General features: G+C 67.6%; 20 protein-coding genes. 9 read left to right on the top strand and 11 right to left on the bottom strand.

Annotated elements, in window-relative coordinates; genetic code table 11:
- Window positions 1–123 precede the first annotated feature (123 nt).
- The 3 genes from WS75_RS10155 to selD all read right to left on the bottom strand — a co-directional run bounded on the left by WS75_RS10155 (window position 124) and on the right by selD (window position 3,164).
- The gene (locus tag WS75_RS10155; protein WP_059680354.1) at window positions 124–1,203 is read right to left on the bottom strand and encodes a purine-nucleoside phosphorylase; all 1,080 of its coding nucleotides are present in this window, start codon (window positions 1,201–1,203) and stop codon (window positions 124–126) included.
- A gap of 235 nt (window positions 1,204–1,438) precedes the next feature.
- The gene (locus WS75_RS10150) at window positions 1,439–2,029 is read right to left on the bottom strand and encodes a LysE family translocator (RefSeq protein WP_059680353.1); all 591 of its coding nucleotides are present in this window, start codon (window positions 2,027–2,029) and stop codon (window positions 1,439–1,441) included.
- Window positions 2,030–2,099: 70 nt separating this feature from the next.
- On the bottom strand, window positions 2,100–3,164 hold the full coding sequence (selD, locus tag WS75_RS10145) for a selenide, water dikinase SelD (protein WP_082729556.1): 1,065 nt from the start codon (window positions 3,162–3,164) through the stop codon (window positions 2,100–2,102).
- A 114-nt stretch (window positions 3,165–3,278) separates the two neighbouring features.
- On the opposite strand from selD, the gene WS75_RS10140 reads away from it, so the two are divergent.
- On the top strand, window positions 3,279–4,115 hold the full coding sequence (locus tag WS75_RS10140) for a DMT family transporter (protein WP_059680351.1): 837 nt from the start codon (window positions 3,279–3,281) through the stop codon (window positions 4,113–4,115).
- A 96-nt stretch (window positions 4,116–4,211) separates the two neighbouring features.
- On the opposite strand, the gene pdxR is transcribed toward WS75_RS10140, so the two are convergent.
- A complete protein-coding gene (pdxR, locus tag WS75_RS10135) occupies window positions 4,212–5,720 on the bottom strand; it encodes a MocR-like pyridoxine biosynthesis transcription factor PdxR (protein WP_059680350.1) in 1,509 nt (502 codons plus the stop codon).
- A gap of 120 nt (window positions 5,721–5,840) precedes the next feature.
- Between pdxR and WS75_RS10130 the strand changes: the two genes are divergently transcribed.
- The gene (locus WS75_RS10130; RefSeq protein ID WP_059467215.1) at window positions 5,841–7,130 is read left to right on the top strand and encodes a 4-aminobutyrate--2-oxoglutarate transaminase; all 1,290 of its coding nucleotides are present in this window, start codon (window positions 5,841–5,843) and stop codon (window positions 7,128–7,130) included.
- A 100-nt stretch (window positions 7,131–7,230) separates the two neighbouring features.
- Window positions 7,231–8,700 (top strand): NADP-dependent succinate-semialdehyde dehydrogenase, encoded by a 1,470-nt coding sequence (gene gabD / locus WS75_RS10125; RefSeq protein WP_059449015.1) that lies wholly within the window; start codon window positions 7,231–7,233, stop codon window positions 8,698–8,700.
- Window positions 8,701–8,817: 117 nt separating this feature from the next.
- Here gabD and WS75_RS10120 read toward each other — a convergent pair whose 3' ends face one another.
- Together WS75_RS10120 and WS75_RS10115 are read right to left on the bottom strand one after the other, a co-directional pair.
- Complete coding sequence (locus WS75_RS10120) at window positions 8,818–10,362, bottom strand: methyl-accepting chemotaxis protein (RefSeq protein ID WP_059680418.1); 1,545 nt, start codon at window positions 10,360–10,362, stop codon at window positions 8,818–8,820.
- Window positions 10,363–10,760: 398 nt separating this feature from the next.
- Entirely contained in the window at window positions 10,761–12,305 is a 1,545-nt protein-coding gene (locus tag WS75_RS10115; protein WP_059680349.1) for a methyl-accepting chemotaxis protein, read from the bottom strand.
- Between the two features lie 536 nt (window positions 12,306–12,841).
- Between WS75_RS10115 and WS75_RS10110 the strand changes: the two genes are divergently transcribed.
- Window positions 12,842–13,321 (top strand): DUF523 domain-containing protein, encoded by a 480-nt coding sequence (locus WS75_RS10110; protein WP_373558500.1) that lies wholly within the window; start codon window positions 12,842–12,844, stop codon window positions 13,319–13,321.
- Window positions 13,322–13,418: 97 nt separating this feature from the next.
- Here WS75_RS10110 and pcaF read toward each other — a convergent pair whose 3' ends face one another.
- Window positions 13,419–14,621, bottom strand: coding sequence for a 3-oxoadipyl-CoA thiolase (pcaF, locus tag WS75_RS10105; RefSeq protein ID WP_059680347.1), 1,203 nt, complete (start codon window positions 14,619–14,621; stop codon window positions 13,419–13,421).
- A gap of 227 nt (window positions 14,622–14,848) precedes the next feature.
- Between pcaF and WS75_RS10100 the strand changes: the two genes are divergently transcribed.
- Entirely contained in the window at window positions 14,849–15,637 is a 789-nt protein-coding gene (locus WS75_RS10100; RefSeq protein ID WP_059599073.1) for an IclR family transcriptional regulator, read from the top strand.
- 283 nt (window positions 15,638–15,920) lie between these two features.
- On the opposite strand, the gene WS75_RS10095 is transcribed toward WS75_RS10100, so the two are convergent.
- Together WS75_RS10095 and WS75_RS10090 are read right to left on the bottom strand one after the other, a co-directional pair.
- On the bottom strand, window positions 15,921–17,036 hold the full coding sequence (locus tag WS75_RS10095; protein WP_059680346.1) for a succinylglutamate desuccinylase/aspartoacylase family protein: 1,116 nt from the start codon (window positions 17,034–17,036) through the stop codon (window positions 15,921–15,923).
- Window positions 17,037–17,095: 59 nt separating this feature from the next.
- Window positions 17,096–17,869, bottom strand: a complete 774-nt coding sequence (locus tag WS75_RS10090) for a transporter substrate-binding domain-containing protein (protein WP_059680345.1) — start codon at window positions 17,867–17,869, stop codon at window positions 17,096–17,098.
- Window positions 17,870–18,005: 136 nt separating this feature from the next.
- Here WS75_RS10090 and WS75_RS10085 point away from each other — a divergent pair, with 136 nt between their 5' ends.
- Window positions 18,006–18,926 (top strand): LysR family transcriptional regulator, encoded by a 921-nt coding sequence (locus WS75_RS10085; protein ID WP_059680344.1) that lies wholly within the window; start codon window positions 18,006–18,008, stop codon window positions 18,924–18,926.
- A 46-nt stretch (window positions 18,927–18,972) separates the two neighbouring features.
- Here the strand turns inward: WS75_RS10085 and WS75_RS10080 are convergent, their stop codons facing one another.
- Both WS75_RS10080 and WS75_RS10075 read right to left on the bottom strand, forming a co-directional pair.
- Window positions 18,973–20,304, bottom strand: coding sequence for an MFS transporter (locus WS75_RS10080; RefSeq protein ID WP_059680343.1), 1,332 nt, complete (start codon window positions 20,302–20,304; stop codon window positions 18,973–18,975).
- A gap of 53 nt (window positions 20,305–20,357) precedes the next feature.
- Window positions 20,358–21,548 (bottom strand): M20 aminoacylase family protein, encoded by a 1,191-nt coding sequence (locus WS75_RS10075; protein WP_059680417.1) that lies wholly within the window; start codon window positions 21,546–21,548, stop codon window positions 20,358–20,360.
- Window positions 21,549–21,777: 229 nt separating this feature from the next.
- On the opposite strand from WS75_RS10075, the gene acuR reads away from it, so the two are divergent.
- The 3 genes from acuR (at window position 21,778) to WS75_RS10060 (ending at window position 24,109) form a co-directional block, all read left to right on the top strand.
- Window positions 21,778–22,416 (top strand): acrylate utilization transcriptional regulator AcuR, encoded by a 639-nt coding sequence (gene acuR / locus WS75_RS10070; protein ID WP_059680342.1) that lies wholly within the window; start codon window positions 21,778–21,780, stop codon window positions 22,414–22,416.
- A gap of 45 nt (window positions 22,417–22,461) precedes the next feature.
- Window positions 22,462–23,445 (top strand): acrylyl-CoA reductase (NADPH), encoded by a 984-nt coding sequence (gene acuI / locus WS75_RS10065; protein WP_059680341.1) that lies wholly within the window; start codon window positions 22,462–22,464, stop codon window positions 23,443–23,445.
- Between the two features lie 85 nt (window positions 23,446–23,530).
- Window positions 23,531–24,109 carry a peroxidase-related enzyme gene (locus WS75_RS10060; RefSeq protein ID WP_059680340.1) on the top strand — a complete coding sequence of 193 codons (579 nt, stop codon included), beginning with the start codon at window positions 23,531–23,533 and terminating at the stop codon, window positions 24,107–24,109.
- The last annotated feature ends 17 nt before the right edge of the window (window positions 24,110–24,126 follow it).

Genomic DNA, 24,126 nt, shown 5'->3' with positions numbered 1-24,126 from the left:
AACGACCAACTTCCTTCGCCGCTCGATCATTGGGACGACACCACGCCGGTGTGGACGCCGTTCCGTTCCGCGCCGCAATCGCGTTGACCTTCGCGCCGACGTCCGGTCGACAGCGTCCGGCCCTCAACGGCGCGGCACACCGTCGCGCCATTCGCCCCAGTGCGTGACGATGTCCTGCACGAGCGGGTTGCCGGCGCGATACAGGTTTTCGGTCGCCGGCGCGAAGCCGCCCTGGTCCGCGTAGTTCAGCAGGTTGTCCGCGCTCGTCTGCCCCGCATACGGCCGGTCGAAATCGGAGCCCGTGCGCAGCACCGCGACGCGTGACAGGTCGACCCGCTTCACGCTCGCCGCGCGCTTGAGCGCTTCATACGTCGCGTTGTCTTCCTGCGCGGTCATGCAGTAAGTGCCCTTGCCGTCGGTGAGGATCTTCGTCCATTGACGCGCGCGCTCGCCGATCAACGTGCCCGAGAACCACGTATTGCCCGATGAGGTGTCGCACTGGATCACCGTCGGCGGCCGGTTCGCCGGCGCATACGTGAACTTCGCGCGCGCGGCCTGGGCCTGCGCGCTGTCGGCAAGCACGACGTTGCGCGACAGCGCATAGGCGGCGTCCGTCAGCTGCGGGTTGAGCTGGAATACTTCGGTGCGGTAGTCGAGCGGCGGCTTGTCGTTCGGGCTCTTCGTGTTGATGCCGAGAAAGCCGGTGTTCCAGCCGGGCGGAATCTCGCGCGCATCGAGCTCCCACTGCAGGCTGAAGTCGACCAGATATTTCGACCATGCGGCGGAACCGACCGTGCCTTGCGCGGGGTCGACGCCCGCGATGCCCGACACGAGGAAGTACGTGCGGCGCAGGTCGAAGCGCTGCGAGAACGTGAGCGCCATGATCGTCGCGGAGGCGTTCGCATAGCCCATGCCGGTCGTCACCACGCACACGTCCTGCTTGTTGCAGTGAACGGCCGGATAGTCGGGCGACAGGCCGGGCACGGTGATGTCGCGCCACGGGCCGAGCCGGTCGAGCCATGCCTGGCCTTCCGGACCGAACATCGTGATGATCATGACCTTGACCGGGCGGCCCTGTGCACCGGTCTCGGCGAATGCCGTATTGCCTGCGTCGTTGCCCGGGTTGTCCTGCGCGATCGACGGCACGGTCGCACAGGCGGCAAGCGAGAATGCTGCGGCGGAAAGAATGGAGCGAGTCAGCATCGGCGTTCCTTGTTTCGGGGATGTTGGGTGAGAACGGCTCTCGGAGACTGCGCGAGGGAGTATAGAACGCGCGTGCGCGAGGAGGAACCCGGCTACGAAACGAGCTGCGGTGTTTGGTTACGCGTTTCGTGTGCGCGTGGTTCGAACGATATCCGACAAAAAATCAGGAATGCCATTCGATTTGGCGACGCGACATCGCCGCTACCCATCGTGACGGACGACGGCACCCGATTCGCTACACGCGCAGCATCCCCGCGACGCCATAACCGAGCACGACCAGCGCCGCCAGCACATGGCTCGCGACGAGCCATCGCGGCGACTTCACGATGCGCCCGATCACGCTGCCGCCGAACGCGAATACGAGTTGTCCGGCGAGACTGCCGGCAAACACGCACGTGGCGCCGAACAGCCAGTGCCGATGCGCGCCGGCCGCGGCAGTGGCATAGCCATAGAACAGCAGGATGGTCAGCGGATTCGCGAGCGTGACGACGAACATCGACGTGAACGGGCGCGTGCCCGACCCCGGGGCGGCGCCATCCAGCGTGCGGCGCCGATCCTTCAACGCCTGCCACAGCATGCGCGCGCCCATTGCGAGCAACACGAGCGCGCCGACGAAGCGGAACAGCGGCAGGTACGACGCGAGCGTGCTCGCGAGCAACGCACCGATCGTGAACGCGACGAGCGCATAGCAGCCGTCGGCCAACGCCACGCCGACCGCCGCGCGAACGCCGCTCGCGATGCCGGCGCGCATCCCGTGGTTCGCGATCATCAGCGCGACGGGCCCGACCGACAGCGCGATCGTCAGCCCGAACAGGAAATCGTTCATCGGTCGTCGATGCCTTCGAGGGAAGGTCTCGATTCTAGCGACCGAAAGCGATCCGCAGTCAGGACACGCGTCAGGCGACGTCGACGCGCGCGGGGCCGTCCACCATCTCGCCGATCACCGCCGCGCGGTCGAAACCGTCGGCGCGGAAGCACGCGAGCACGTCGTCGACCGCGTCCGGCGCGCACGCGACCAGCAGCCCGCCGGACGTCTGCGGATCGGTCAGCAGCGCCTGCGCGACCGGCGGCAGCCCGTCGGCGAGCCGCACGTCGGCGCCATACGCGGCCCAGTTGCGGCCCGATGCGCCGGTGAACACGCCGTCGGCGACGAACGCCTCGACGCCCGCCAGCCACGGCAGCGACGCGTAATGCACGCGCGCGGTGAGGTGCGCGCCGCGCGCCAGTTCGAGTGTGTGGCCGAGCAGCCCGAAGCCCGTGACGTCGGTCAGCGCATGCACGCCCGGCAGCGCGGCGAGTTCGGCGCCCGGCCGGTTCAGCTTGGTGGTCGTCGCAACCATCTGCGCGTAGCCCGCGTCGTCGAGCTGGTTCTTCTTCAGCGCGGCCGACAGCACGCCGACGCCGAGCGGCTTGCCGAGCACGAGCACGTCGCCCGCGCGCGCGGCCGCGTTGCGCTTCACGCGCGACGGATGCACGACACCGATCGCCGCAAGCCCGTAGATCGGCTCGACCGAATCGATCGAGTGGCCGCCCGCGACCGGAATACCGGCATCCGCGCACACCGATTCGCCACCGCGCAGCACGGCCGCGATCGTCTCGTGCGGCAGCACGTTGATCGGCATCCCGACCAGTGCGAGCGCGAGAATCGGCTTGCCGCCCATCGCGTAGACGTCGGACAGCGCGTTGGTTGCCGCGATGCGGCCGAAGTCGAACGGGTCGTCGACGATCGGCATGAAGAAGTCCGTGGTCGCGACGATCGCCTGTTCGTCGTTCAGCCGGTAGACGGCCGCGTCGTCGGAGGTTTCGGTGCCGACCAGCAGGTCCGGGAACAGCGCTGGCGGCGTGGCCCGTTTCAGCAGTTCGGACAGCACGCCCGGCGCGATCTTGCAGCCGCAGCCGCCGCCGTGTGACAGGCTCGTGAGGCGCGGAACAGCGGGCGGGGTGAGGGTGGCTTCGGTCATCGTCGGCATCCGGTGAATAACAACGCTCCATTATCGACAATTCCGCGCGAGCGCGCCGGATACCCACATAATTGACGGCGCTTGCCGCTCCCCCTCCCGTCCGCACCTTCGTTCATGGATCACCTGTTCATCGGCCTCGTGCTGTGCTCCGCGTTGCTGCACGCGATCTGGAATGCCTTCCTCCACGTCAGCGAAGACCGGCTCGTCCAGCTCGGCACGATGTCGCTGCCGTATCTCGCGTTCGGCATCGCCGGCGCCGTGCTACTGCCCGCGCCGGCGCCCGCCGCCTGGCCGTATGTCTCGGCGTCGGCGGTGCTCGAGGTCGCGTACTGCTTCACGCTGGCGCGCGCGTACCGCAACGGCGAGTTCGGGCAGATCTATCCGATCGCGCGCGGAATCTCGCCGCTACTTGTGTCGGTGCTGGCGCTCGCGATGCTGCACGAGCGGCCGACGCCGTTCGGTTTCGCGGGCATCGCGCTCGTGTCGTTCGGCATCATGTCGCTCGCGCTGCGGCGCGGCTTCCGGTTCTCCGGCGAAGGCGTGCCGTACGCGCTGCTCACCGGTGTGTTCATCGCCGCGTATTCGATCTGCGACGGGATCGGCTCGCGCGTGTCCGGCAGCGCGCTGGGCTACATCGCGTGGGTGTACCTGCTGTGGAGCGTGCCGCAGCTCGTGCTCGTCTGCGTGCTGCGCGGCGGCCCGCGCGCGGTGCTCGGCTCGCGCACCGCGCTCACGCAGGGCACGATCGCCGGCACGATCTCGCTCGCCGCGTATGCGATCGTGATCCTCGCGTACCGGCACCTGCCGGTCGCGACGGTGTCGGCGCTGCGCGAAACAAGCTCGATCTTCGCGGTCGCGATCGGCTGGTTCGTGATGCGCGAACGGCCCGGCGCGCAGCGGCTCGCCGCGTGTGTGCTGGTGGTCGCGGGCGCGGCGTTGATCCGGCTTTGACGTGCGGAAACGACGGGCCGGTAGGGTGGCGACACTCATTCGCCAACCTGCCGGCGCCCCGCCCCGCAACACGCGCATGCCGCCGTCCCGTTCTCGTCAGACCGTCGCGACGACCTGGCCGAACGCCCGCTCGTCGATCGCCTCGGCCAGCGTCGCGAACGCCGTCGCGATCTCGTCCTCCGGCACGCACGCATAACCGAGCAGCAAGCCCGATGCCGCACGTTCGCGCTGCGCGTAATAACCGGACAACGGCCGCACGACGATGTTGCGTTCGAGCGCGGCCTGCGCGACCGCGCGATCGTCGACACCGTCCGGCAGCCGTGTGACGAGATGCAGCCCCGCGTCGCTGCCGAGCGCCTGCAGCGTGTCGCCGTAGCGGCGCGCGACCGCGTCGAGCAGCATCTCGCGGCGCTGCCCGTACAGCGTGCGCATCTTGCGGATATGCGACACGAAGTGCCCTTCCGCAATGAACTCCGCGAGCACCGCCTGCTGCAGCAGCTGACCTTCGCGATACAGCTCGGCGCTCGCGGTCGCGAAGCTCTCCGCGAGCGGCTCCGGCGCGACGAGATACCCGACCCGCAGCCCCGGGAACAGCGTCTTGCCGAAGCTGCCGACGTAGATCACCTGCCCGGCCGTATCGAGCCCCTGCAGCGACGCGAGCGGGCGGCTGCCGTAACGGAATTCGCTGTCGTAGTCGTCCTCGATGATCCAGCAGCCGTGCTGGCGCGCGTATTCGAGCAGCATCCGGCGCCGCGCGAGGCTCATCACCATCCCGAGCGGATACTGGTGCGACGGCGTGACGAGCATCAGCTTCGGCGGCTCGGCGAGATCGGCGGCCGACGGCGCGATCCCTTCTTCGTCGACCGGAATCGGCCGCGTGGTGAGCCCCGACACGTTCAGCACGCTGCGCACGCCCCAGTAGCACGGATCCTCGGTCCAGATCGCATCGCCCGGATCGGTCAGCAGCCGCACCGCGAGGTCGATCGACTGGTGGATCCCGGTCGTGATCACGATCTGCTCGGGCGTGCAGCGCACCGAGCGCGACGTGCGCAGGTAGTCGGCCAGCGCCTCGCGCAACAGCGCAAGCCCGCCGCCCGGCGCGTAGGTCAGCAGATCCGGGCGCAGGCGCCGCCAATACTTGTTGTGCAGCCGCGTCCACACGCGCGCCGGAAAGCGCGACACATCGGGCACGCCCGGCATGAACGCGCCGCCCTGGCGCTTCGACACGCCCGCGCCTTCGACGAGCCGCGTGCCGCGCGAGGACAGCCGTCGCGCGGAAGAAGGCACCACCGCCGGCCGGGCACCCGCGTCAGCCGGCGCACCGACGATCTCGTCCGGCGCGCTGTCGGCGACGAAGGTGCCGCGCCCCGTCGCCGAGTTGACATAGCCTTCGAGCGCAAGCTGTTCGTAAACCTGCGTGACCGTGTTGCGGGCGATCCCGAGCTCGGCGGCGAGCAGCCGCGACGACGGCACGCGCGTGCCGGCCGGCAGTTCGCGCGACAGGATCGCCTGCTGCAGCAGCCGATGCAGCTGCCGGTAGATCGGCTGTTCGCCGCCGCGCACGAGGCGCTGCGCCAGCCAGTCCGACAACACGCTTGCGCGCATGATTGGCTCCTGAATATTTATTGAAATGGCTCTGATTTCCAGAGCCAAATGTGATTATAGTCGCCTCCATGGGCTGCCAACGCGGCCGATTTTTATCCCACCGGACAGAACATCAAGGAGATGACCGTGAAGAATGCCGACCTGCAGGCCCGCAAGAACGCCGCCACCCCGCGCGGCGTCGGCGTGATGTGCGATTTCTACGCAGCCCGCGCCGAAAACGCGGAGCTGTGGGATGTCGAAGGCCGCCGCTTCATCGATTTCGCCGCCGGCATCGCGGTGCTGAACACGGGCCACCGCCACCCGAAGATCGTCAAGGCGATCGCGGATCAGCTGAACAGCTTCACGCACACCGCTTACCAGATCGTCCCGTACGCGTCGTACGTCGAGCTGGCCGAAAAGATCAACGAGCGCGCACCGGGCGACTTCCCGAAGAAGACCGCGTTCTTCACGACCGGCGCCGAAGCCGTCGAAAACGCGATCAAGATCGCGCGCGCGGCGACCGGCCGTCCGGGCGTCATCGCGTTCTCGGGCGGCTTCCACGGCCGCACGATGATGGGCATGGCGCTGACCGGCAAGGTCGCCCCGTACAAGCTGAACTTCGGCCCGTTCCCGGGCGACGTGTTCCACGCCCCGTACCCGAACGCGCTGCACGGCGTGACCACGGCCGACTCGATCAAGGCGATCGAGATGCTGTTCAAGGCCGACATCGATCCGAAGCGCGTCGCCGCGATCATCTTCGAACCGGTCCAGGGCGAAGGCGGCTTCAACCCGGCGCCGGCCGAGTTCGTGCGCGCGCTGCGCAAGATCTGTAACGAGCACGGCATCCTGCTGATCGCCGACGAAGTCCAGACCGGCTTCGCGCGTACCGGCAAGCTGTTCGCGATGCAGCACTACGACGTGCTGGCCGACCTGATCACGATGGCCAAGAGCCTCGCGGGCGGCATGCCGCTGTCGGGCGTCGTCGGCCGTGCCGACGTGATGGACGCGGCAGCCCCCGGCGGCCTCGGCGGCACGTACGCGGGCAACCCGCTGGCCGTCGCATCGGCGCACGCGGTGCTCGAGATCATCGACGAAGAGAAGCTGTGCGAGCGCGCGACGCAGCTCGGCGACGTGCTGAAGGCGAAGCTGAATTCGCTGCAGGCCGACGTGCCGCAGATCGCCGATGTGCGCGGCCCGGGCGCGATGATCGCGGTCGAGTTCCTGAAGCCGGGTTCGGGCGAGCCGGACGCGGAATTCACGAAGCGCGTGCAGGCGCGTGCGCTCGAGCGCGGGCTGCTGCTGCTCGTGTGCGGCGTGTACTCGAACGTCGTGCGCTTCCTGTTCCCGCTGACGATCCCGCAAGCCGTGTTCGACGAAGCGCTCGTGATCCTCGAGGAAGTGCTGAAGGAAACGGTCGGCGTGCCGGCCTGAGTGCCCGTCCGCTTCAACTGAATGGGCCGCCGCCGTCGTGAAGACGGCGGCGGTCGTTTTCATCCGTCCTAATCCGTCCTTTTCAAAGCAGGCGAAGCAAATGAGCACTGTTCAGGAAACCCTGGCACTGAAAGACCCGTCGCTGTTCCGTCAGCAGGCGTACGTCAACGGCGAATGGCAAGGCGCGGCGAACGGCGAGTCGTTCGAAGTCCGCAACCCGGCAACCGGCGGCCTGCTCGGCACCGTGCCGGCGATGGGCGCGGCCGAGACGCGTCACGCGATCGAAGCCGCGAACGCCGCATGGCCGGCGTGGCGCAAGAAGACTGCGAAGGAACGCGCGGCGATCCTGCGCAAGTGGCACGACCTGATGATGGAAAACGCCGACGACCTCGCGCTGATCCTGACCACCGAGCAGGGCAAGTCGCTGGCCGAAGCGAAAGGCGAGATCGGCTATGCGGCATCGTTCCTCGAGTGGTTCGCGGAGGAAGGCAAGCGCGTGTACGGCGACACGATCCCGACGCCGGCGAGCGACAAGCGCATCGTCGTGACGAAGGAAGCGATCGGCGTGTGCGCGGCGATCACGCCGTGGAACTTCCCGGCGGCCATGATCACCCGCAAGGTCGGCCCGGCACTCGCGGCAGGCTGCCCGATCGTCGTTAAGCCGGCGGAAGCCACGCCGTTCTCGGCGCTCGCGATGGCCGTGCTGGCCGAGCGCGCGGGCGTGCCGGCCGGCGTGTTCAGCGTCGTCACGGGCGACCCGAAGGCGATCGGCGGCGAACTGACGTCGAACCCGATCGTGCGCAAGCTGTCGTTTACCGGCTCGACGCCGGTCGGCCGCCTGCTGATGTCGCAATGCGCGGCGACGGTCAAGAAGGTGTCGCTGGAGCTCGGCGGCAATGCCCCGTTCATCGTGTTCGACGACGCCGATCTCGATGCGGCCGTGCAGGGCGCGATCGCGTCGAAGTACCGCAACAGCGGCCAGACGTGCGTGTGCACGAACCGCTTCTACGTGCATGAAGCCGTGTACGACCAGTTCGCGCAGAAGCTCGCGGCGGCGGTCGGCCAGCTGAAGGTCGGTCGCGGCACGGAGCCGGGCGTCACGCAAGGCCCGCTGATCAACGAAGCGGCCGTGCTGAAGGTCGAGGCGCACATCGAGGACGCGCTCGCGAAGGGCGCGACCGTCGTGACGGGCGGCAAGCGCCACGCGCTCGGCCACGGCTTCTTCGAGCCGACCGTGCTGACGGGCGTCACGCCGGCGATGAAGGTCGCGAAGGAAGAGACGTTCGGGCCGCTCGCGCCGCTGTTCAAGTTCGGCAGCGACGACGAGGTGATCCGCCTCGCGAACGACACCGAGTTCGGTCTCGCCGCGTATTTCTACAGCCGCGACATCGGCCGCGTGTGGAAGGTCGCCGAGGCGCTCGAATACGGGATGGTCGGCGTCAACACGGGCCTGATCTCGAATGAAGTCGCGCCGTTCGGCGGCGTCAAGCAGTCCGGCCTCGGCCGCGAAGGCTCGCACTACGGCATCGACGATTACGTCGTGATCAAGTACCTCTGTCTCGCCGTCTGACGGTTCGGGGCCTGTCGCGTCCGTGACAGGCCCTGACCGCCCGGCCGAAACCGGGCGGTCCCGACGCGGGCCGGCGCCCCCTCTCCGCCGCGCCCGCGTCACCTCGTTGCGCCGCCTTCAACGAAACACGTTCACCGCATCGACGAGTCGCGTCGCCTGCTGCTTCAGGCTTTCCGACGCCGCCGCGCTCTGCTCGACCAGCGCCGCGTTCTGCTGCGTGATGTTGTCCAGATGCACGACCGCCTGATCGACCTGCGCGACGCCCGTGCTCTGCTCGGCCGTCGACGAGCTGATCTCCGCGATCAGGTCCGACACGCGCTTCACCTGCGTGACGATGTCCTCCATCGTCTTGCCCGCGCCGTCGACGATCCGTGCGCCCGATTCGACCCGCTCGACGCTCGCGCCGATCAGCGTCTTGATTTCCTTTGCCGCGTTCGCGCTGCGCTGCGCGAGCGCCCGCACTTCGCCGGCGACCACCGCGAAGCCTCGCCCCTGATCGCCCGCGCGCGCCGCCTCGACCGCCGCGTTCAGCGCGAGGATGTTGGTCTGGAACGCGATGCCGTCGATCACGCCGATGATGTCGGAAATCTTGTGCGAACTCGCCGTGATGTCGTGCATCGTCGTCACGACCTCGCTCACCGCCTGCCCGCCTCGCTCCGCCGCCTCGCTCGCGGAAACCGACAACTGGTTCGCCTGCAGCGCCGTCTCCGCATTGCTCGACACCGTGGCCGTCATCTCGGCCATCGACGCGGCCGTCTGCTGCACGCTGGTCGACGCCTGCTCGGTGCGCGCGCTCAGGTCGTTGTTGCCCTGCGCGATCTCGTTGCTCGCGCGCTGCACGTTGTGCACCTGCTCGCTGACGTCGTCGACGAGCCAGCGGAACATCAGCCCGAGCTGGTTGATCGTGCGCAGCGTCATGCCGATCTCGTCGACGCGGTTCATCGCCACGCCGGTACGGCTCTCGCCGGTCGCGACGCGCAACGCCTGGTCGCGCAGCTGCATCAGGGGACGCGCGATCTGCGCATCGAGCCACAGGCCAGCGGCCACCGACCCGCCGGCCGTCGCGGCGGCAAACGCCGCGAGCCCGCCGCCGGCCAGCCCGCACGCCCAGCCCGCGCCGACGACGGCCGGCGCCAGCACGCACAGCGTCGAATGCAGCCGCGCGCGCACCGACATCGTCTGGAACAGCGACGCGACGCGCATCAACCCGGTCCGGACGATCAGCCCCTTGTGGAACCGGCGACTGCCCGCCTTGCCTTCGCGAAACGCGCGATACAGCGCGTCGGCCGCGGCGATCTCGTCACGCGACGCCTTCGTGCGCACCGACATGTAGCCGGTCGGCTGCCCGTTGCGCATCACCGGCACCGTATTCGAACGGACCCAGTAGTGATCGCCGTTCTTGCGGCGATTCTTTACAAGCGCGGTCCACGGTTCGCCGTTCTTCAGCGTCGCCCACATGTCGGCGAACGCCTCCTTCGGCATATCCGGGTGCCGCACGACGTTGTGCGGCTGGCCTTCGATCTCCTCGGGGGAAAATCCGCTGACCTGGATGAACGCGGCATTCGCGTATTTGATGTAACTGTCCGCGTCGGTGGTCGACATCAGCGTCGCGTCATCGGGGAATTCGAATTCGCGTTGCGTGACAGGCTGGTTATTGCGCATGGTGTGGAGTTCCCGGTTGCGGATCTTGCGCCCGCTTGTGGATTGGATCGAGACCGGACGCATCGCGGTCGTCCCGCATGCGTTCGATCGCATTCCTGCGCTTTCGGCAAATTTGATGAAAACATTATGCCGACCACGGGTAAATATGTATTAATTTCGCATCATCTTGATTCATCCGAAAACTTTGTTCACAGGTGAATCAAAACCCCGTCTTATCAAATAATTGGCCGTAAATCGTCTGATTAATTGAAACATATCCTTCGCCCGGATCAGCGAATAAATCCGGGCTCGGAAATGAGAATTCTTCTCGTTGTATATATGCGAATCGAGTCGGCACGCCGGGATTTAACCCGTTCGTTGCGACGGAACGCGCAGACGCCCGCCCCCCCCCCCGCCGATTATCGAAACACGTTCACCGCATCGACGAGCCGCGTCGCCTGCTGCTTCAGGCTTTCCGACGCCGCCGCGCTCTGCTCGACCAGCGCCGCGTTCTGCTGCGTGATGTTGTCCAGATGCACGACCGCCTGGTCGACCTGCGCGACGCCCGTGCTCTGCTCGGCCGTCGACGAGCTGATCTCCGCGATCAGGTCCGACACGCGCTTCACCTGCGTGACGATGTCCTCCATCGTTCTGCCCGCATCGTCGACCCGCCGCGCGCCCGACTCGACCCGCTCGACGCTCGCGCCGATCAGCGTCTTGATCTCCTTCGCCGCGTTCGCGCTGCGCTGCGCGAGCGCCCGCACTTCGCCCGCCACCACCGCGAAGCCGCGCCCCTGTTCGCCCGCGCGCGCGGCTTCGACTGCCGCATTCAGCGCGAGGATGTTGGTCTGGAACGCGATGCCGTCGATCACGCCGATGATGTCGGAAATCTTGCGCGAACTCGCCGTGATGTCGTGCATCGTCGTCACGACCTCGCTCACCGCCTGCCCACCTCGCTCGGCCGCCTCGCTCGCGGACACGGCGAGCTGGTTCGCCTGCAGCGCGGTCTCGGCATTGCTGTCGACGGTGGCCGTCATCTCGGCCATCGACGCGGCGGTTTCCTGCACGCTCGACGCGGCCTGCTCGGTGCGCGCGCTCAGGTCGTTGTTGCCCTGCGCGATCTCGTTGCTCGCGCGCTGCACGTTGTGTACCTGCTCGCTGACGTCGTCGACGAGCCAGCGGAACATCAGCCCGAGCTGGTTGATCGTGCGCAGCGTCACGCCGATCTCGTCGACGCGGTTCATACGCACGCCGCGGCGGCTTTCGCCGGTCGCGACGTTCAGCGCCTGGTCGCGCAGCCGTTTCAGCGGACGCACGATCTGCGCATCGAGCCACAGGCCAGCGGCCACCGACACGCCGGCCGTCGCGGCGGCAAACGCCGCGAGCCCGCCGCCGGTCAGCCCGCATGCCCAGCCCGCCCCGACGACGGCCGGCGCCAGCACGCACAGCGCCGAATGCACGCGCGCGCGCACCGACATCGTCTGCGGCAGCGACACGATCCGCAGCAGCCCGCTCCGGACGATCAGCCCCTTGTGGAACCGGCGATTGCCCGCCTTGCCTTCGCGGAACGCGCGATACAGCGCGTCGGCCGCGGCGATCTCGTCACGCGGCGCCTTGGTGCGCACCGACAGGTAGCCGCGCGGCACGCCGTCGCGCATCACCGGCACCGCGTTCGCGCGCACCCAATAGTGGTCGCCGTTCCTGCGACGGTTCTTCACGAGCGCGGTCCACGGTTCGCCGTTCTTCAGCGTCGCCCACATGTCGGCGAACGCCTCCTTCGGCATATCCGGGTGCCGCACGACGTTGTGCGGCTGGCCGACGAGTTCGTCGTTCGAGAAGCCGCTCACGTATTCGAACGTCGTGTTCGCGTACGTGATGATGCTGTCGGCATCCGTGGTCGACATCAGCGTGACGTCATCGGGAAAGTCGAATTCTTGTTGGGTGACAGGTTGGTTGTTGCGCATGCAAGGCTCCGAAAGGCGGATCCGTCTGCGGGATCCGCGCGGCGCGAAAATCACGCTCAGTAGCCGAAAAACGGTTTATCGCTTTACGACGGTCTCGTCCTTACTGTCGGCAATCACCGGGAAATCCTTAGTCCGAAAGCGCGTGAAATATCGGATTTCGTCATCGACATGATTTCGATCAAATATTCCAGCGATAATCGCGTCCAGCGCTTTGCGGATACCGCCCGATGCTTGGCGGGATTACGTCGGGCGACGCATCGGCTCAGACAACCATTGCACGCAGCGAAACGAGTCGGCCTGGTCGACTCCATTCGACCGGCATATGAATTCGACGAACTAATCCGGCGACCAATGGAATCGGTCGTGTCGGAATGCGGTGGCGGACATGCCGCTGGGCGCGAGATCATCCGTCGTCCGTATGCGCGCGAATGCACCCCGTGCGTAGAATTTCCGCTCGCTCAACACCACCGCCCGCTCGGAGAACGACATTGCAGAACGCGTCGCCGCCACCCGCCTCGCCGAAGATCCTCGTCAGCATGTGCGTGCTCGGCCACCCCGTCCGTTACAACGGCGCGGCGAAGACCGCCGCGCACGAAACGCTCGCACGATGGCAGCGCGAAGGGCGCCTGGTGCCCGTGTGTCCGGAACTGGCAGGGGGATTGAGCGTGCCGCGTCCGCCCGCCGAAATCGCCGACGGGGAATCAGGGCAACGCGTTCTGTCGGGCGCCGCACGCATCGTCGACGTGCACGGCACCGACGTGACGGCGCCGTTCGTCGACGGCGCGCGCACCGCGCTCGCGCTGGCTCGCGCGCACGACTGCCGCTACGCGATCCTGGCGGACGGAAGTCCGTCGTGCGGAAGCAGTTTCATTTACGACGGGAGTTTTGCGGGCCGGCGGCATGCCGGCGCCGGTGTGACGGCGGCGCTGCTGCGCCAGCATGGCATCGAGGTGTTCGCGGACACCGAGATCGACGCGCTCGTCGCACGCCTCGCGCAACGAGCGCAAGCTGAATGACGATGTGGCCGGCGCGATGATCGCGTGCCAGCCACATCGTTTGGACAGGCAACCCGGTCGAGCGGCGTGAACCTCGCCGCTTGACCGGGTGACGCGATCAGACGCGCTCGATCGCGATCGCGATGCCCTGGCCGACGCCGATGCACATCGTGCACAGCGCGAAGCGGCCGTTGGTGCGATGCAGCTGATACATCGCGGTCGTCACGAGGCGCGCGCCCGACGCGCCGAGCGGATGGCCGAGCGCGATCGCGCCGCCGTTCGGGTTCACGCGAGGATCGTCGTCGGCGACGCCCAGCATGCGCAGCACCGCGAGGCCCTGCGACGCGAACGCTTCGTTCAGCTCGATCACGTCGAACTGGTCGATCGTCATCCCGAGCCGCGCGAGCAGCTTCTGCGTGGCCGGCGCGGGGCCGATACCCATCACGCGCGGCGCAACGCCAGCCGTCGCGATGCCGAGCACGCGTGCGCGCGGCGTCAGGCCGAAGCGCTTCGCAGCGGCTTCGTTCGCGAGCAGCAGCGCGGCGGCGCCGTCGTTGACACCCGACGCGTTGCCGGCCGTCACCGAGCCGTCCGGACGCACGACGCCCTTCAGCTTCGCGAGCGCTTCGAGCGACGTTTCGCGCGGATGCTCGTCACGCGAAAAAACGACCGGATCGCCCTTCTTCTGCGGAATCGTCACCGGGACGATTTCCTCGGCGAGCGTGCCGTCCTGCTGCGCACGCGCGGCCTTCTGCTGGCTGCGCAGCGCGAACAGGTCCTGATCGGCGCGGCTGACGTTGTAATCGACCGCGACGTTCTCGGCCGTCTCCGGCATCGAATCGACGCCATGCAGTTGTTTCATCAGCGGATTGATGAAGCGCCAGCCGATCGTCGTGTCGTAGATGTCGGCCTGACGCGCGAATGCGCTGGCAGCCTTGCCCATCACGAACGGCGCGCGCGTCATGCTTTCGACGCCGCCGGCCACCATCAGCGCGGCTTCGCCCGACTTGATCGCGCGCGCGGCCACGCCGACCGCGTCCATCCCGGAACCGCACAGGCGGTTGATCGTCGAACCCGGCACGCCCTCCGGCAAACCCGCGAGCAGCGCGGACATGCGCGCGACGTTGCGATTGTCCTCGCCGGCCTGGTTCGCGCAGCCGTAGATCACGTCGTCGATCGCCGTCCAGTCGACGTCGCGGTTACGCTCGACGAGCGCCTTGAGCGGCACCGCGCCGAGGTCGTCGGCGCGCACGCCGGACAGCGCGCCGCCGTAACGGCCAATCGGGGTACGAATCGCATCACACAGAAAAGCTTCGGTCATCAGTGTCTCCGGTCTCATGCAAGGCTGGGAAGTGAATGAAACGCGCCCCTTGCTTTGCCCGCCGGGATGCGCTTAAATGTTCTATATACGAACATAAGATCGTGTATCGAACGTTCAATGCATCATAGGGAGTGCGGGGACGACCTGTCAAGCGCCCGGTCCGCGGTGCGGTTGGCGTGTCAGGCCCCATGCGCTATCTTCTCGGCTGCACGACAATCCGACCGTTCATGACAACCGAAGACATCCAGACGAAACCGGGCGACTCCTATGTGCAGTCGTTCGCGCGCGGCCTCGCGGTGATCCGCGCATTCGACGCCCAGCGCCCGGAGCAGACGCTCACCGAGGTCGCCTCGGCCACCGGGCTCACGCGCGCCGGCGCGCGCCGGATCCTGCTGACGCTGCAGACGCTCGGCTATGTCGAGGCCGACGGCCGGCTGTTCCGGCTCACGCCGAAGATCCTCGAACTCGGCTTCGCGTATCTCACGTCGATGCCGTTCTGGAATCTCGCCGATCCGGTCATGGAGCAGCTGTCCGCGCAGATCCACGAAAGCTGCTCGGCCGCCGTGCTCGACCGCACCGAGATCGTCTACGTGCTGCGCGTGCCGACCCGCAAGATCATGACGATCAACCTGTCGATTGGCAGCCGCCTGCCCGCATACTGCACGTCGATGGGCCGTGTGCTGCTGTCCGCGCTCGACGACGCGGCGCTCGACGAAACGCTCGCGCAAAGCGGCATCCGCGCGCACACGCCGCGCACGATCACCGACATCGGCGAGCTGAAGGCGACGATCGCACAGGTGCGCCAGCAAGGCTGGGCCGTGGTCGACCAGGAACTGGAAGTGGGCTTGATGTCGATCTCGGCGCCGATCCGCAACCGGCGCGGGCAGGTGATCGCCGCGATGAACATCAGCGGTAACGCGCAGCGGCACACCGCGAAGCAGATGGTGAAGGAGTTTCTCGGGCCGCTGCAGCAGGCCGCGCAGACGGTGTCGGAACTGGTCGCGCGGCGCGGATGAGCGCAGGGGCGCGCGCCACGCGCGGTTGGCCGCGCCTGCACGGCGCTTCCCCCGCGAACGGGGCAACATCCGGCTCGATTGCCGTATCGGCAACACCGCGATTCTCGAAAAAATGACGGGCGGCACCGGGCCGCCCGCTCGATTCTCTGACGCTGTTGCAACGCTCTTCTCACGGCACACGGCGCAAACTCCGCGCGACGCAATTGCGTAACGCGCGCAAGCCCGGTCAATCTGACAAGAACGAAATTGCACGGGACCTATCGGACATCGTGCCCGCGGCGCCTCACGCGCCGAGCAGCATCCCCTTGCGCACCGGCACCGTGCCCGTCACGCGGCCGAGCGGCGCACCCGCCGTCACGAACCGGATCGCGCGGCGCATGTAGAACACGCCGTCAGTGCCGCTCGAGATCGTCGTGATCGCGTCGGTCAGCGGATCGACGATGTCGAACAGCGGATCGCCGACGCGGATAGTCGCGCCGATCGCTGCGCGGTGCACGAGTATCCCGCTCACCGGCGCGTAGAACTGCTCGCTGCCCGCGAGCGGCGTGGCCGGCGCCGCGAGCGGCGGCAGCGGCACGCGTTCGCCGTGCACCGCGCCGCGCCACACGAGATAGTCGACGAGCGCATCGGCATCGCGTTCCGCATATTCGTACGTCACGTCGCGCTGGCCGCGGCACTCGACCGTCACGGCCACGGTGCCGGCCGCCATCGGCGTGCCTGCCGGCAAGTGCTGCCGCAATTGCTTCCACAGCAGGTGATGCGCATCGTCGAACGCGTGCCCGCCCGAATCTTCGGCGAGCAGCGACACCTCCGCGCCGAGATAGCGCGCAAGCGGTTCGACCTCCGGCCATGCGGTGTCGCTCGTGTACACGTGCATCACGGCTTCGAGCGAACAATGCAGGTCGATCACCACATCGGCGTCGAGCGACAGTTTCAGCAGCGCCAGTTGCAGCGCATCGAATTCGGTGCGCGGCGCGATCTCGTCGAGCGCCGCGCCCACGCATTCGAGCACGATCGCGCGATTGCGTTCGCCATCGTCGCCGAGGCGGTCGCGCGCACGCGCGGCGATCTCCGCGAGCGGCAGGAAGCCGCGATTGAAGTTGCGGCCGCTCGCAAGATCGAAACGGCCGACGAACTGCCCGAGCAGATGATGATTGAGGCCGACCGGGTTCGCGACCGGCACGAGCACGATCTCGGCCGCGAGCCGGCCTTCGGCATCGAGCTGCGCGAGCCGCTGCTTCAGCACGAACGCCGCGAGCATGGCGGGCGTCTCGTCCGCGTGCAGCGCGGCCTGCAGGTAGATCTTGCGGCCGGTGCCGGCCGGCCCGAAATGAAAGCTCGTCAGCGTGCGCTGCGTGCCGATCGACGGCGACAGGAGCGGCGTGGTGCGAATCTGCATCGATGGTCTCGAACGGATGAAAACGGGGAAGCGCGTGAAAACGGCAGCAAGCGCGGCGCTCAGTCGCCGTACGGGTTGAAGTCGAAATACTTCTTCGCGATCCGCTCGTACGTGCCGTCCTTCAGCATCGATGCAATCGCGCCGTCGATCGACGCCTTGAGCGCCGTATCCGACTGCCGCATGCCGATGCCGACACCGCGATCGCCCATGTCGAGCGGCGCGCCGACGAACGCGAAGCCCTTGCCCTTCGGCGTACGCAGGAAACCGTAGTCGGCTTCCACGGTGCCGAGCAGCGCCGCGTCGAGGCGGCCGTTGGCGAGATCGGCGAACACGTCGTCCTGGCTCTTGTACGGCACCACGTTGACGCCGGCCGGCGCCCAGTGCGCGAGCGCCCACGATTCGAACTGCGTGCCCGACTGCACGCCGACGTGCTTGCCCGCGAGCGACGCGGTGGTGCTGTCGACGCCACTCGCGGGCCGTGCGACGAGCCGCGACTTGAAGCGGAACAGCTTCGACGAGAACAGGATCTGCTTCTCGCGCTTCTCGGTGATCGCCATCGACGACAGGATCGCGTCGATCTTGCGCGCCTGCAGCGCGGGAATCATCCCGGAGAATTCGAGCTCGACCCACTGGCAGCGCAACTGCGCGCGGCGGCAGATCTCGTTGCCCAGGTCGACGTCGAAGCCCTTCAGGCTGCCGTCGGGCGCCTTCGAATCCATCGGCGGATAGGTCGGATCGATGCCGAGGCGCACAGGGCGCGCATCGAGCGCGTGCGCGGCGCTGGCCGCAAGCGCAAGGCACAGGGAAACGAGCGGAATGAGGGTGCGTTTCATGGTCGACGAAGGGCGGGACGAGGGACAAACGGCGCGAGCCGGACTGTCTGCGATCGTAGTGCGCACGCGCCCCCGCCGGAATCGCCCGCTGCCTTATCATGATCACATTTCCCGATCACCGGCCTCGCGCTTGCCCATGGCGTTCACGCTCTCCCAGCTCCGCATCTTCCAGGCCGTCGTCGAGCACGGCAGCCTGCGCGCCGCCGCGCGCGCGCTCGATCTCGCGCAAAGCGGCGTCACGCAGCAGCTGCAGAGCCTCGAGGCGACGCTCGGCGCGACGCTGTTCACGCGCACCAATCGCGGGATCGTGCCGACGGCCGTCGGCCAGCGGCTGCTCGCGCGCTCCGGTTCGATCCTCGGCGAATGCGAGCAGGTCGAGCGGGAGATCCGGCAACTGAGCGGCGCGTACGAAGGCACCGTCACGCTCGGCCTCGTGGCCGAGCCGCTGATCGACGCGTTCGCACCCGTGCTGAGCGCGTTCCGCGCGCGCTTCGACAAGGTCGACGTGCACCTGCGCACCGGCACGTCGCGAATGATGATCGGCTGGCTGCGGGAAAGCGCGGTCGATTTCGCGATCGCGCTCGTCGCGAAGCAGACCGACACGACCGATCTCGCGGTCACGCCGCTGCGTACATCGGCGCCGGTGGTCGTGTGCCGCAACGGGCATCCGGCAATGCATGCGCAATCGCTCGCCGAACTGGCCGGCTACGCGTGGGTGTCGACGCGCTCGCCGAACCTGAGCGCCGACCCCGTCGTCAACCGCCTGCTCGCCTACTTCGACGTGCACGGCCTGCCGCCGCCGAAGATCCTCGCCACCGTCGAAGGGATGTTCGAGACGCTGCAGCTCGTCACGCAGACCGATTGCCTGTCGCTCGAAACCGAAGCCGTGACGCGGCACGGGCCGTTTGCCGGCGCGCTCGCGAAGGTGCCCGTGCGCGAACAGGCCGAATCGCAGGACATCTGTCTGCTGCAGCGCGCGGCCGTGCCGCTGACGCCAGCCGCGCAGGAACTCGCGACGATGCTCGCGTCGTACTTAAGGGTGGTGCGCGGGCGGTAAGCGCGTATCGCCGCTTGCCGCCCGTCGTGCCGCGCCATGCTTTGCGTCAGTCCATCGATTCGCGCGCCGTCTCGCGCAGCATCGCGACCGCGATCAGCGACAGCACCACGCACGCGGCCACGTAGCCGGCCGGCGCGAGCTTGCTGCCCGTCGTCTTCACGAGCCAGGTCGCGATCAGCTGCGCCGTGCCGCCGAAGATCGTCACCGCGAGCGCATACGCGATCGAGATGCCGGTCGCGCGCACGTGGCGCGGCAGCGATTCGCACATCAGCGCCATTTCGGATGCCGAACCGAGTGAATAGAACAGCAGCATCAGCGCGGTCAGCGGCAGGATCACCGGCAGCGTCGGATGATGGTTCATCAGCCAGAACGCCGGGAACAGCAGCAGGACCAGCACGCCGCGTCCGACGAAGATCGGCAGGCGCCGGCTGCCGAGGCGGTCCGACAGCCAACCGAACAGCGGGCACGTCACCAGCATCACGCAACCCGACGCGACGCCGACGAACATCGACAGCTTCATCGGCAGCCCGAGCGTATGGATCGCATAGGTCGGCATGTAGAACGTCAGGATGTAGGTCGACACCGTGCCGCCCATCACCGTGAGCATCAGCAGCAGCACCGTGCGCGTGTGCTTCGAGAACAACTCGCGCAGCACGCCGCGTTCGATCCCGTGATGGCTGTCGCCGGGCGCATCGTCCGCGAGCCGGCGGCGCAGGACCATGCCGACCGGCGCGATCAGCACGCCCACGAGGAACGGCAGGCGCCAGCCCCAGCCCTCGAGCGCGTCCTTCGTCAGCGTGTTCGACAGCAGCGCCGCGAAGCCCGACCCCATCAGCGCCGCGCCACCCTGCGTCGCCAGCTGCCAGCTCGCGCGGAACGCGCGGTGCGACGTGCCGCCCTGCTCGATCAGCGTGGAAGTCGCCGCGCCGAACTCGCCGCCCTGCGAGAAGCCCTGCATCAGCCGCGCGAAGACGACCAGCAGCGGCGCGGCCACGCCGACCTGCGCGTAGGTCGGTGCGATCGCGATCAGGCCGGTGCCGAGCGCCATCAGCATGATCGTCAGGTTCAGCGCGGCCTTGCGGCCCTTGCGGTCCGCGTAGACGCCGAGCACGACGCTGCCGAGCGGCCGCGTGAAGAAGCCGGCGGCGAACGTCGCGACCGACAGCAGCAGCGACGTGGTCGGATCGCTCGACGGGAAGAACAGCTTGCCGATCAGCACCGCGAAAAAGCCGTACACGGTGAAATCGAAGAACTCCAGCCAGTTGCCGATCACGGCCGCCGCGATCGCGCCGCGCTTCGTGACGGCCGGCGCGCCGCGCGTATCGGTTTCGGCAGCCCCCGTCGACTCGGGGTGCAGCGCGAGATGGTTTTTTTGCATCGTTCGTTTCTCCTCTCAATGCGGCCGGATGCGCCGGCCGCGCGCCGCCCGGGTTACTGCCCGAGGTATCGCTCGACGAGACGCGTCCAGAATGCCGCGCCGATCGGCAGGTTGCGATCGTTGAAGTCGTACTTCGGGTTGTGCACCATGCAGCCGTCCTCGCCTTCGCCGTTGCCGAGCCGCACGAACGAGCCGGGCCGCTGCTGCAGCATGAACGCGAAATCCTCGCTGCCCATCAGCAGGTCGGCCTGCTCGACCACGTGCGCGTCGCCGACCAGCTCGCGCGCGACCTGCGCGGCGAAATCCGTTTCGGCATCCGAATTGACGACGACCGGATAGCCTTCGATGTACTCGACGTGCGCGGTCGCGCCGTAACTCGCGGCCTGCGACTCGGCGAGCTCGACGATGCGGCGCTTGAGCAGCGCGCGCACGTCTGGGCTGAACGACCGCACGCTGAGTTCGAGGCGCGCGCCGTTCGGGATCACGTTGTTCGCGGTGCCCGCGTGCATCGAGCCGACCGTGACGACCGCCGGCTGCGACGGGTCGATGTTGCGCGCGACGATCGTCTGCAGCGCCATCACGATGCTCGCCGCGACGACCACCGGGTCGACCGTCAGGTGCGGCCGCGCCGCGTGGCCGCCGACGCCCTCGATCGAGATGATCGCCTTGTCGCCGGCCGACATGAACGGGCCGCGCCGCGTGAGGAACACGCCGGGCGCCGCGCCCGGATGGTTGTGCATGCCGAACACCGCATCGCACGGAAAGCGCTCGAACAGGCCGTCCTCGATCATCTTCTTCGCGCCGCTGTCGATGCCGTGCTCTTCCGCCGGCTGGAAATACAGGTGCACGGTGCCGGAGAAGTTGCGCGTCTTCGCGAGGTGTTGCGCGGCGCCGAGCAGCATCGTCGTGTGGCCGTCGTGGCCGCATGCGTGCATCTTGCCGTGCGTGCCGCTTGCGTACGGCAGGCCGGTCGCCTCGAGGATCGGCAGCGCGTCCATGTCCGCACGGATGCCGATGCTGCGCGTGCCGTCGCCGACGCGCAGCGTGCCGACGACGCCCGTCTTGCCGACCCCGCGCGTCACTTGCCAGCCCCATTGCTCGAGCTTGTCCGCGACGAGCGCGGCCGTCTCGTGCTCCTCGTACGCGAGCTCCGGATGGTGATGAATGTGGTGGCGAATCTCGCGCAACCCGCCGGCGGCGGGAATCAGATCTTCGATTTCGGTGAATCGGACGTCGGTGGTCATCAAGCGGCTCCTGCTGATCGTCAGCGTGTCAGCCGCACGCGAACGGTTGCGTGCGGGAAAGCGAGCCACTATAGCGAGCCGATATCGGTTCAATAAGATGCGAAATTTTTCACCGCGATAAGGTTTATTAATCAGGGTTAATACGAGTATGGCTTGCCGGATCGGCCATGCCCGGCGCGCTCGATACGCGCCCCATTGATTTTTGAGACGAACGGTCTATTATTCGCACATGGACGTTCGAACTGATCCGCCTCGCCGTCGCGGCAGGCCACCGAAACAGCACGAGGACCTCGTCGCCACGCGGGACATGCTGCTGCGCACCGGGCTGGAAGTGCTCACCGAGAAAGGCTTTTCGGCCACCGGGCTCGACGAGATCCTGGGTCGCGCCGGCGTGCCCAAGGGCTCCTTCTATCACTACTTCGACAGCAAGGAAGCGTTCGGCCTCGAACTGATCGACCGCTATGCCGACTTCTTCGCGCGCAAGCTCGACCGTCATTTCAGCGACCCCGCACGCTCGCCACTGCAGCGCGTGCGCGCGTTCGTCGACGATGCCCGGGACGGCATGGCCCGCTACGCCTACAGCCGCGGCTGCCTGATCGGCAACCTCGGGCAGGAAATGGGCGCGCTGCCCGAAAGTTTCCGCGCGCGCCTGCGCACCACGTTCGAGGACTGGCAACGCCGCCTCGCCGAATGCCTGGCCGCCGCGCAGCAGGCCGGCGAACTGGCCGGTTCGGCCGATCCCGCCGAACTGGCCGCATTCTTCTGGATCGGTTGGGAAGGCGCCGTGCTGCGCGCGAAGCTGGAGCGCAACGACGGGCCGCTGACGCTGTTCGCGCAGTTTTTCTTCGATGGACTGCCCCGCCGCTGAATTTTTTTGCCATTAACTAGACGATCGGTCCAGAAAGGAGGACATATGTTTCAAGGCATCGTGATCGACAGGCATGAAACCGGCCAGCAGGTCCGGCTCCAGACGCTGGACGACGCGCAGTTGCCCGCGGGGAACGTCACGGTACGCGTGGGCTATTCGACGCTGAACTACAAGGACGGGCTGGCGATCACCGGCAAGAGCCCGGTGGTCCGCACGTTCCCGATGGTGCCCGGCATCGATCTCGTTGGCGAAGTCGAAGCGAGCACGCACCCGGACTATCGTACCGGCGACCGGGTCGTGCTCAACGGCTGGGGCGTCGGCGAAACGCACTGGGGCGGCCTTGCGCAGAAAGCCCGCGTCGATGGCGACTGGCTGGTGCCGCTGCCGTTCGCCTTTTCGCCGCAACAGGCGATGGCCATCGGCACGGCAGGCTACACCGCGATGCTGTGCGTGATGGCGCTGGAGCGGCATGGCGTACGCCCGGACGACGGCGAGATCGTGGTGACCGGCGCGGCAGGCGGCGTGGGCAGCGTCGCCACGGCCATTCTCGCCAGGCTCGGATACCGCGTCGTCGCCGTGACGGGCCGCCCCGCCGACGCCGACTACCTGCGGCAGCTCGGCGCGGCGGAGATCCTGGAGAGGTCACTATTCAGCGAACCCGGCAGGCCGCTGGGCAAGGAACGATGGGCCGGCGCGGTCGACGTGGCAGGTAGCCACGTGCTCGCCAACGTGTGCGCGACCACGCGGTACCGCGGCGTCGTCACGGCCTGCGGCCTGGCCGCCGGCATGGAGTTCCCCGCGACCGTCATGCCGTTCATCCTGCGCGGCGTCACGCTCGTCGGGATCGACAGCGTCATGTGCCCGCGCGCCGACCGCCTGGAAGCGTGGCGCCGACTCGCGTCCGACCTCGACGTCGAGAAGCTGGGCGCGATCGGTCACCAGGTCGGCCTGGGCGACGTCATCCCGCTTGCAGGGGAATTGATCGACGGCAAGGTTCGCGGCCGCATCGTCGTCGACGTCAACGCGTGACGCCGCTGACGACCACCGGCGTATCTTTTCCAGGCCGGTGGCTCGCGCATCGAGCGCACCCGCGCCACTTTATCCAGGAGACCTCATGACCGCCCCGAACCCCGCCCCCATCAGCCGCTTTCCCGTGCCCGCGCTCGACGATTTGCCCGAGGACATTCGCGAGCGCATCGCGGCCGTTCAGGAAAAGTCGGGCTTCATCCCGAACGTGTTCCTGACACTCGCGCATCGCCCCGACGAGTTTCGCGCGTTCATGGCTTACCACGACGCGCTGATGGACAAACCGGGCAACCTGAGCAAGGCCGAGCGCGAGATGATCGTCGTGGCCACCAGCAGCGTGAACCAGTGTCAGTACTGCGTGATCGCGCACGGCGCGATCCTGCGCATTCGCGCGAAGGATCCGCTGATCGCCGACCAGGTCGCAACCAACTATCGCAAGGCCGACATCACCGCGCGACAGAAGGCGATGCTCGACTTCGCGATGAAGGTTTCGCAGACCGCGCACCAGGTGGGCGAAGCGGACTTCGATACGCTGAAGTCGCATGGCTTCACCGACGAGGACGCCTGGGACATCGCGGCGATCTCGGCGTTCTTCGGGATGTCGAATCGCATCGCGAACGTGACCAACATGCGGCCCAACGCGGAGTTCTACGCGCTAGGGCGCTGAGGGCGGCCGGCAAAGGC

This window comes from Burkholderia sp. FL-7-2-10-S1-D7 (genome assembly GCF_001524185.1).
GTDB classification, from domain to species: domain Bacteria; phylum Pseudomonadota; class Gammaproteobacteria; order Burkholderiales; family Burkholderiaceae; genus Burkholderia; species Burkholderia diffusa.
The sequence above is the reverse complement of the archived record's forward strand: the minus strand, read 5'-3'. Positions and strand labels throughout refer to the sequence as shown.

Excerpts from the sequence above, each read along its gene's own strand:
- WS75_RS10155 (WP_059680354.1), bottom strand. The coding sequence starts at position 1,203 with ATGCTGACTCGCTCCATTCTTTCCGCCGCAGCATTCTCGCTTGCCGCC.
- WS75_RS10150 (WP_059680353.1), bottom strand. The coding sequence starts at position 2,029 with ATGAACGATTTCCTGTTCGGGCTGACGATCGCGCTGTCGGTCGGGCCC.
- selD (WP_082729556.1), bottom strand. The coding sequence starts at position 3,164 with ATGACCGAAGCCACCCTCACCCCGCCCGCTGTTCCGCGCCTCACGAGC.
- WS75_RS10140 (WP_059680351.1), top strand. The coding sequence starts at position 3,279 with ATGGATCACCTGTTCATCGGCCTCGTGCTGTGCTCCGCGTTGCTGCAC.
- pdxR (WP_059680350.1), bottom strand. The coding sequence starts at position 5,720 with ATGCGCGCAAGCGTGTTGTCGGACTGGCTGGCGCAGCGCCTCGTGCGC.
- WS75_RS10130 (WP_059467215.1), top strand. The coding sequence starts at position 5,841 with ATGACCGTGAAGAATGCCGACCTGCAGGCCCGCAAGAACGCCGCCACC.
- gabD (WP_059449015.1), top strand. The coding sequence starts at position 7,231 with ATGAGCACTGTTCAGGAAACCCTGGCACTGAAAGACCCGTCGCTGTTC.
- WS75_RS10120 (WP_059680418.1), bottom strand. The coding sequence starts at position 10,362 with ATGCGCAATAACCAGCCTGTCACGCAACGCGAATTCGAATTCCCCGAT.
- WS75_RS10115 (WP_059680349.1), bottom strand. The coding sequence starts at position 12,305 with ATGCGCAACAACCAACCTGTCACCCAACAAGAATTCGACTTTCCCGAT.
- WS75_RS10110 (WP_373558500.1), top strand. The coding sequence starts at position 12,842 with ATGTGCGTGCTCGGCCACCCCGTCCGTTACAACGGCGCGGCGAAGACC.
- pcaF (WP_059680347.1), bottom strand. The coding sequence starts at position 14,621 with ATGACCGAAGCTTTTCTGTGTGATGCGATTCGTACCCCGATTGGCCGT.
- WS75_RS10100 (WP_059599073.1), top strand. The coding sequence starts at position 14,849 with ATGACAACCGAAGACATCCAGACGAAACCGGGCGACTCCTATGTGCAG.
- WS75_RS10095 (WP_059680346.1), bottom strand. The coding sequence starts at position 17,036 with ATGCAGATTCGCACCACGCCGCTCCTGTCGCCGTCGATCGGCACGCAG.
- WS75_RS10090 (WP_059680345.1), bottom strand. The coding sequence starts at position 17,869 with ATGAAACGCACCCTCATTCCGCTCGTTTCCCTGTGCCTTGCGCTTGCG.
- WS75_RS10085 (WP_059680344.1), top strand. The coding sequence starts at position 18,006 with ATGGCGTTCACGCTCTCCCAGCTCCGCATCTTCCAGGCCGTCGTCGAG.
- WS75_RS10080 (WP_059680343.1), bottom strand. The coding sequence starts at position 20,304 with ATGCAAAAAAACCATCTCGCGCTGCACCCCGAGTCGACGGGGGCTGCC.
- WS75_RS10075 (WP_059680417.1), bottom strand. The coding sequence starts at position 21,548 with ATGACCACCGACGTCCGATTCACCGAAATCGAAGATCTGATTCCCGCC.
- acuR (WP_059680342.1), top strand. The coding sequence starts at position 21,778 with ATGGACGTTCGAACTGATCCGCCTCGCCGTCGCGGCAGGCCACCGAAA.
- acuI (WP_059680341.1), top strand. The coding sequence starts at position 22,462 with ATGTTTCAAGGCATCGTGATCGACAGGCATGAAACCGGCCAGCAGGTC.
- WS75_RS10060 (WP_059680340.1), top strand. The coding sequence starts at position 23,531 with ATGACCGCCCCGAACCCCGCCCCCATCAGCCGCTTTCCCGTGCCCGCG.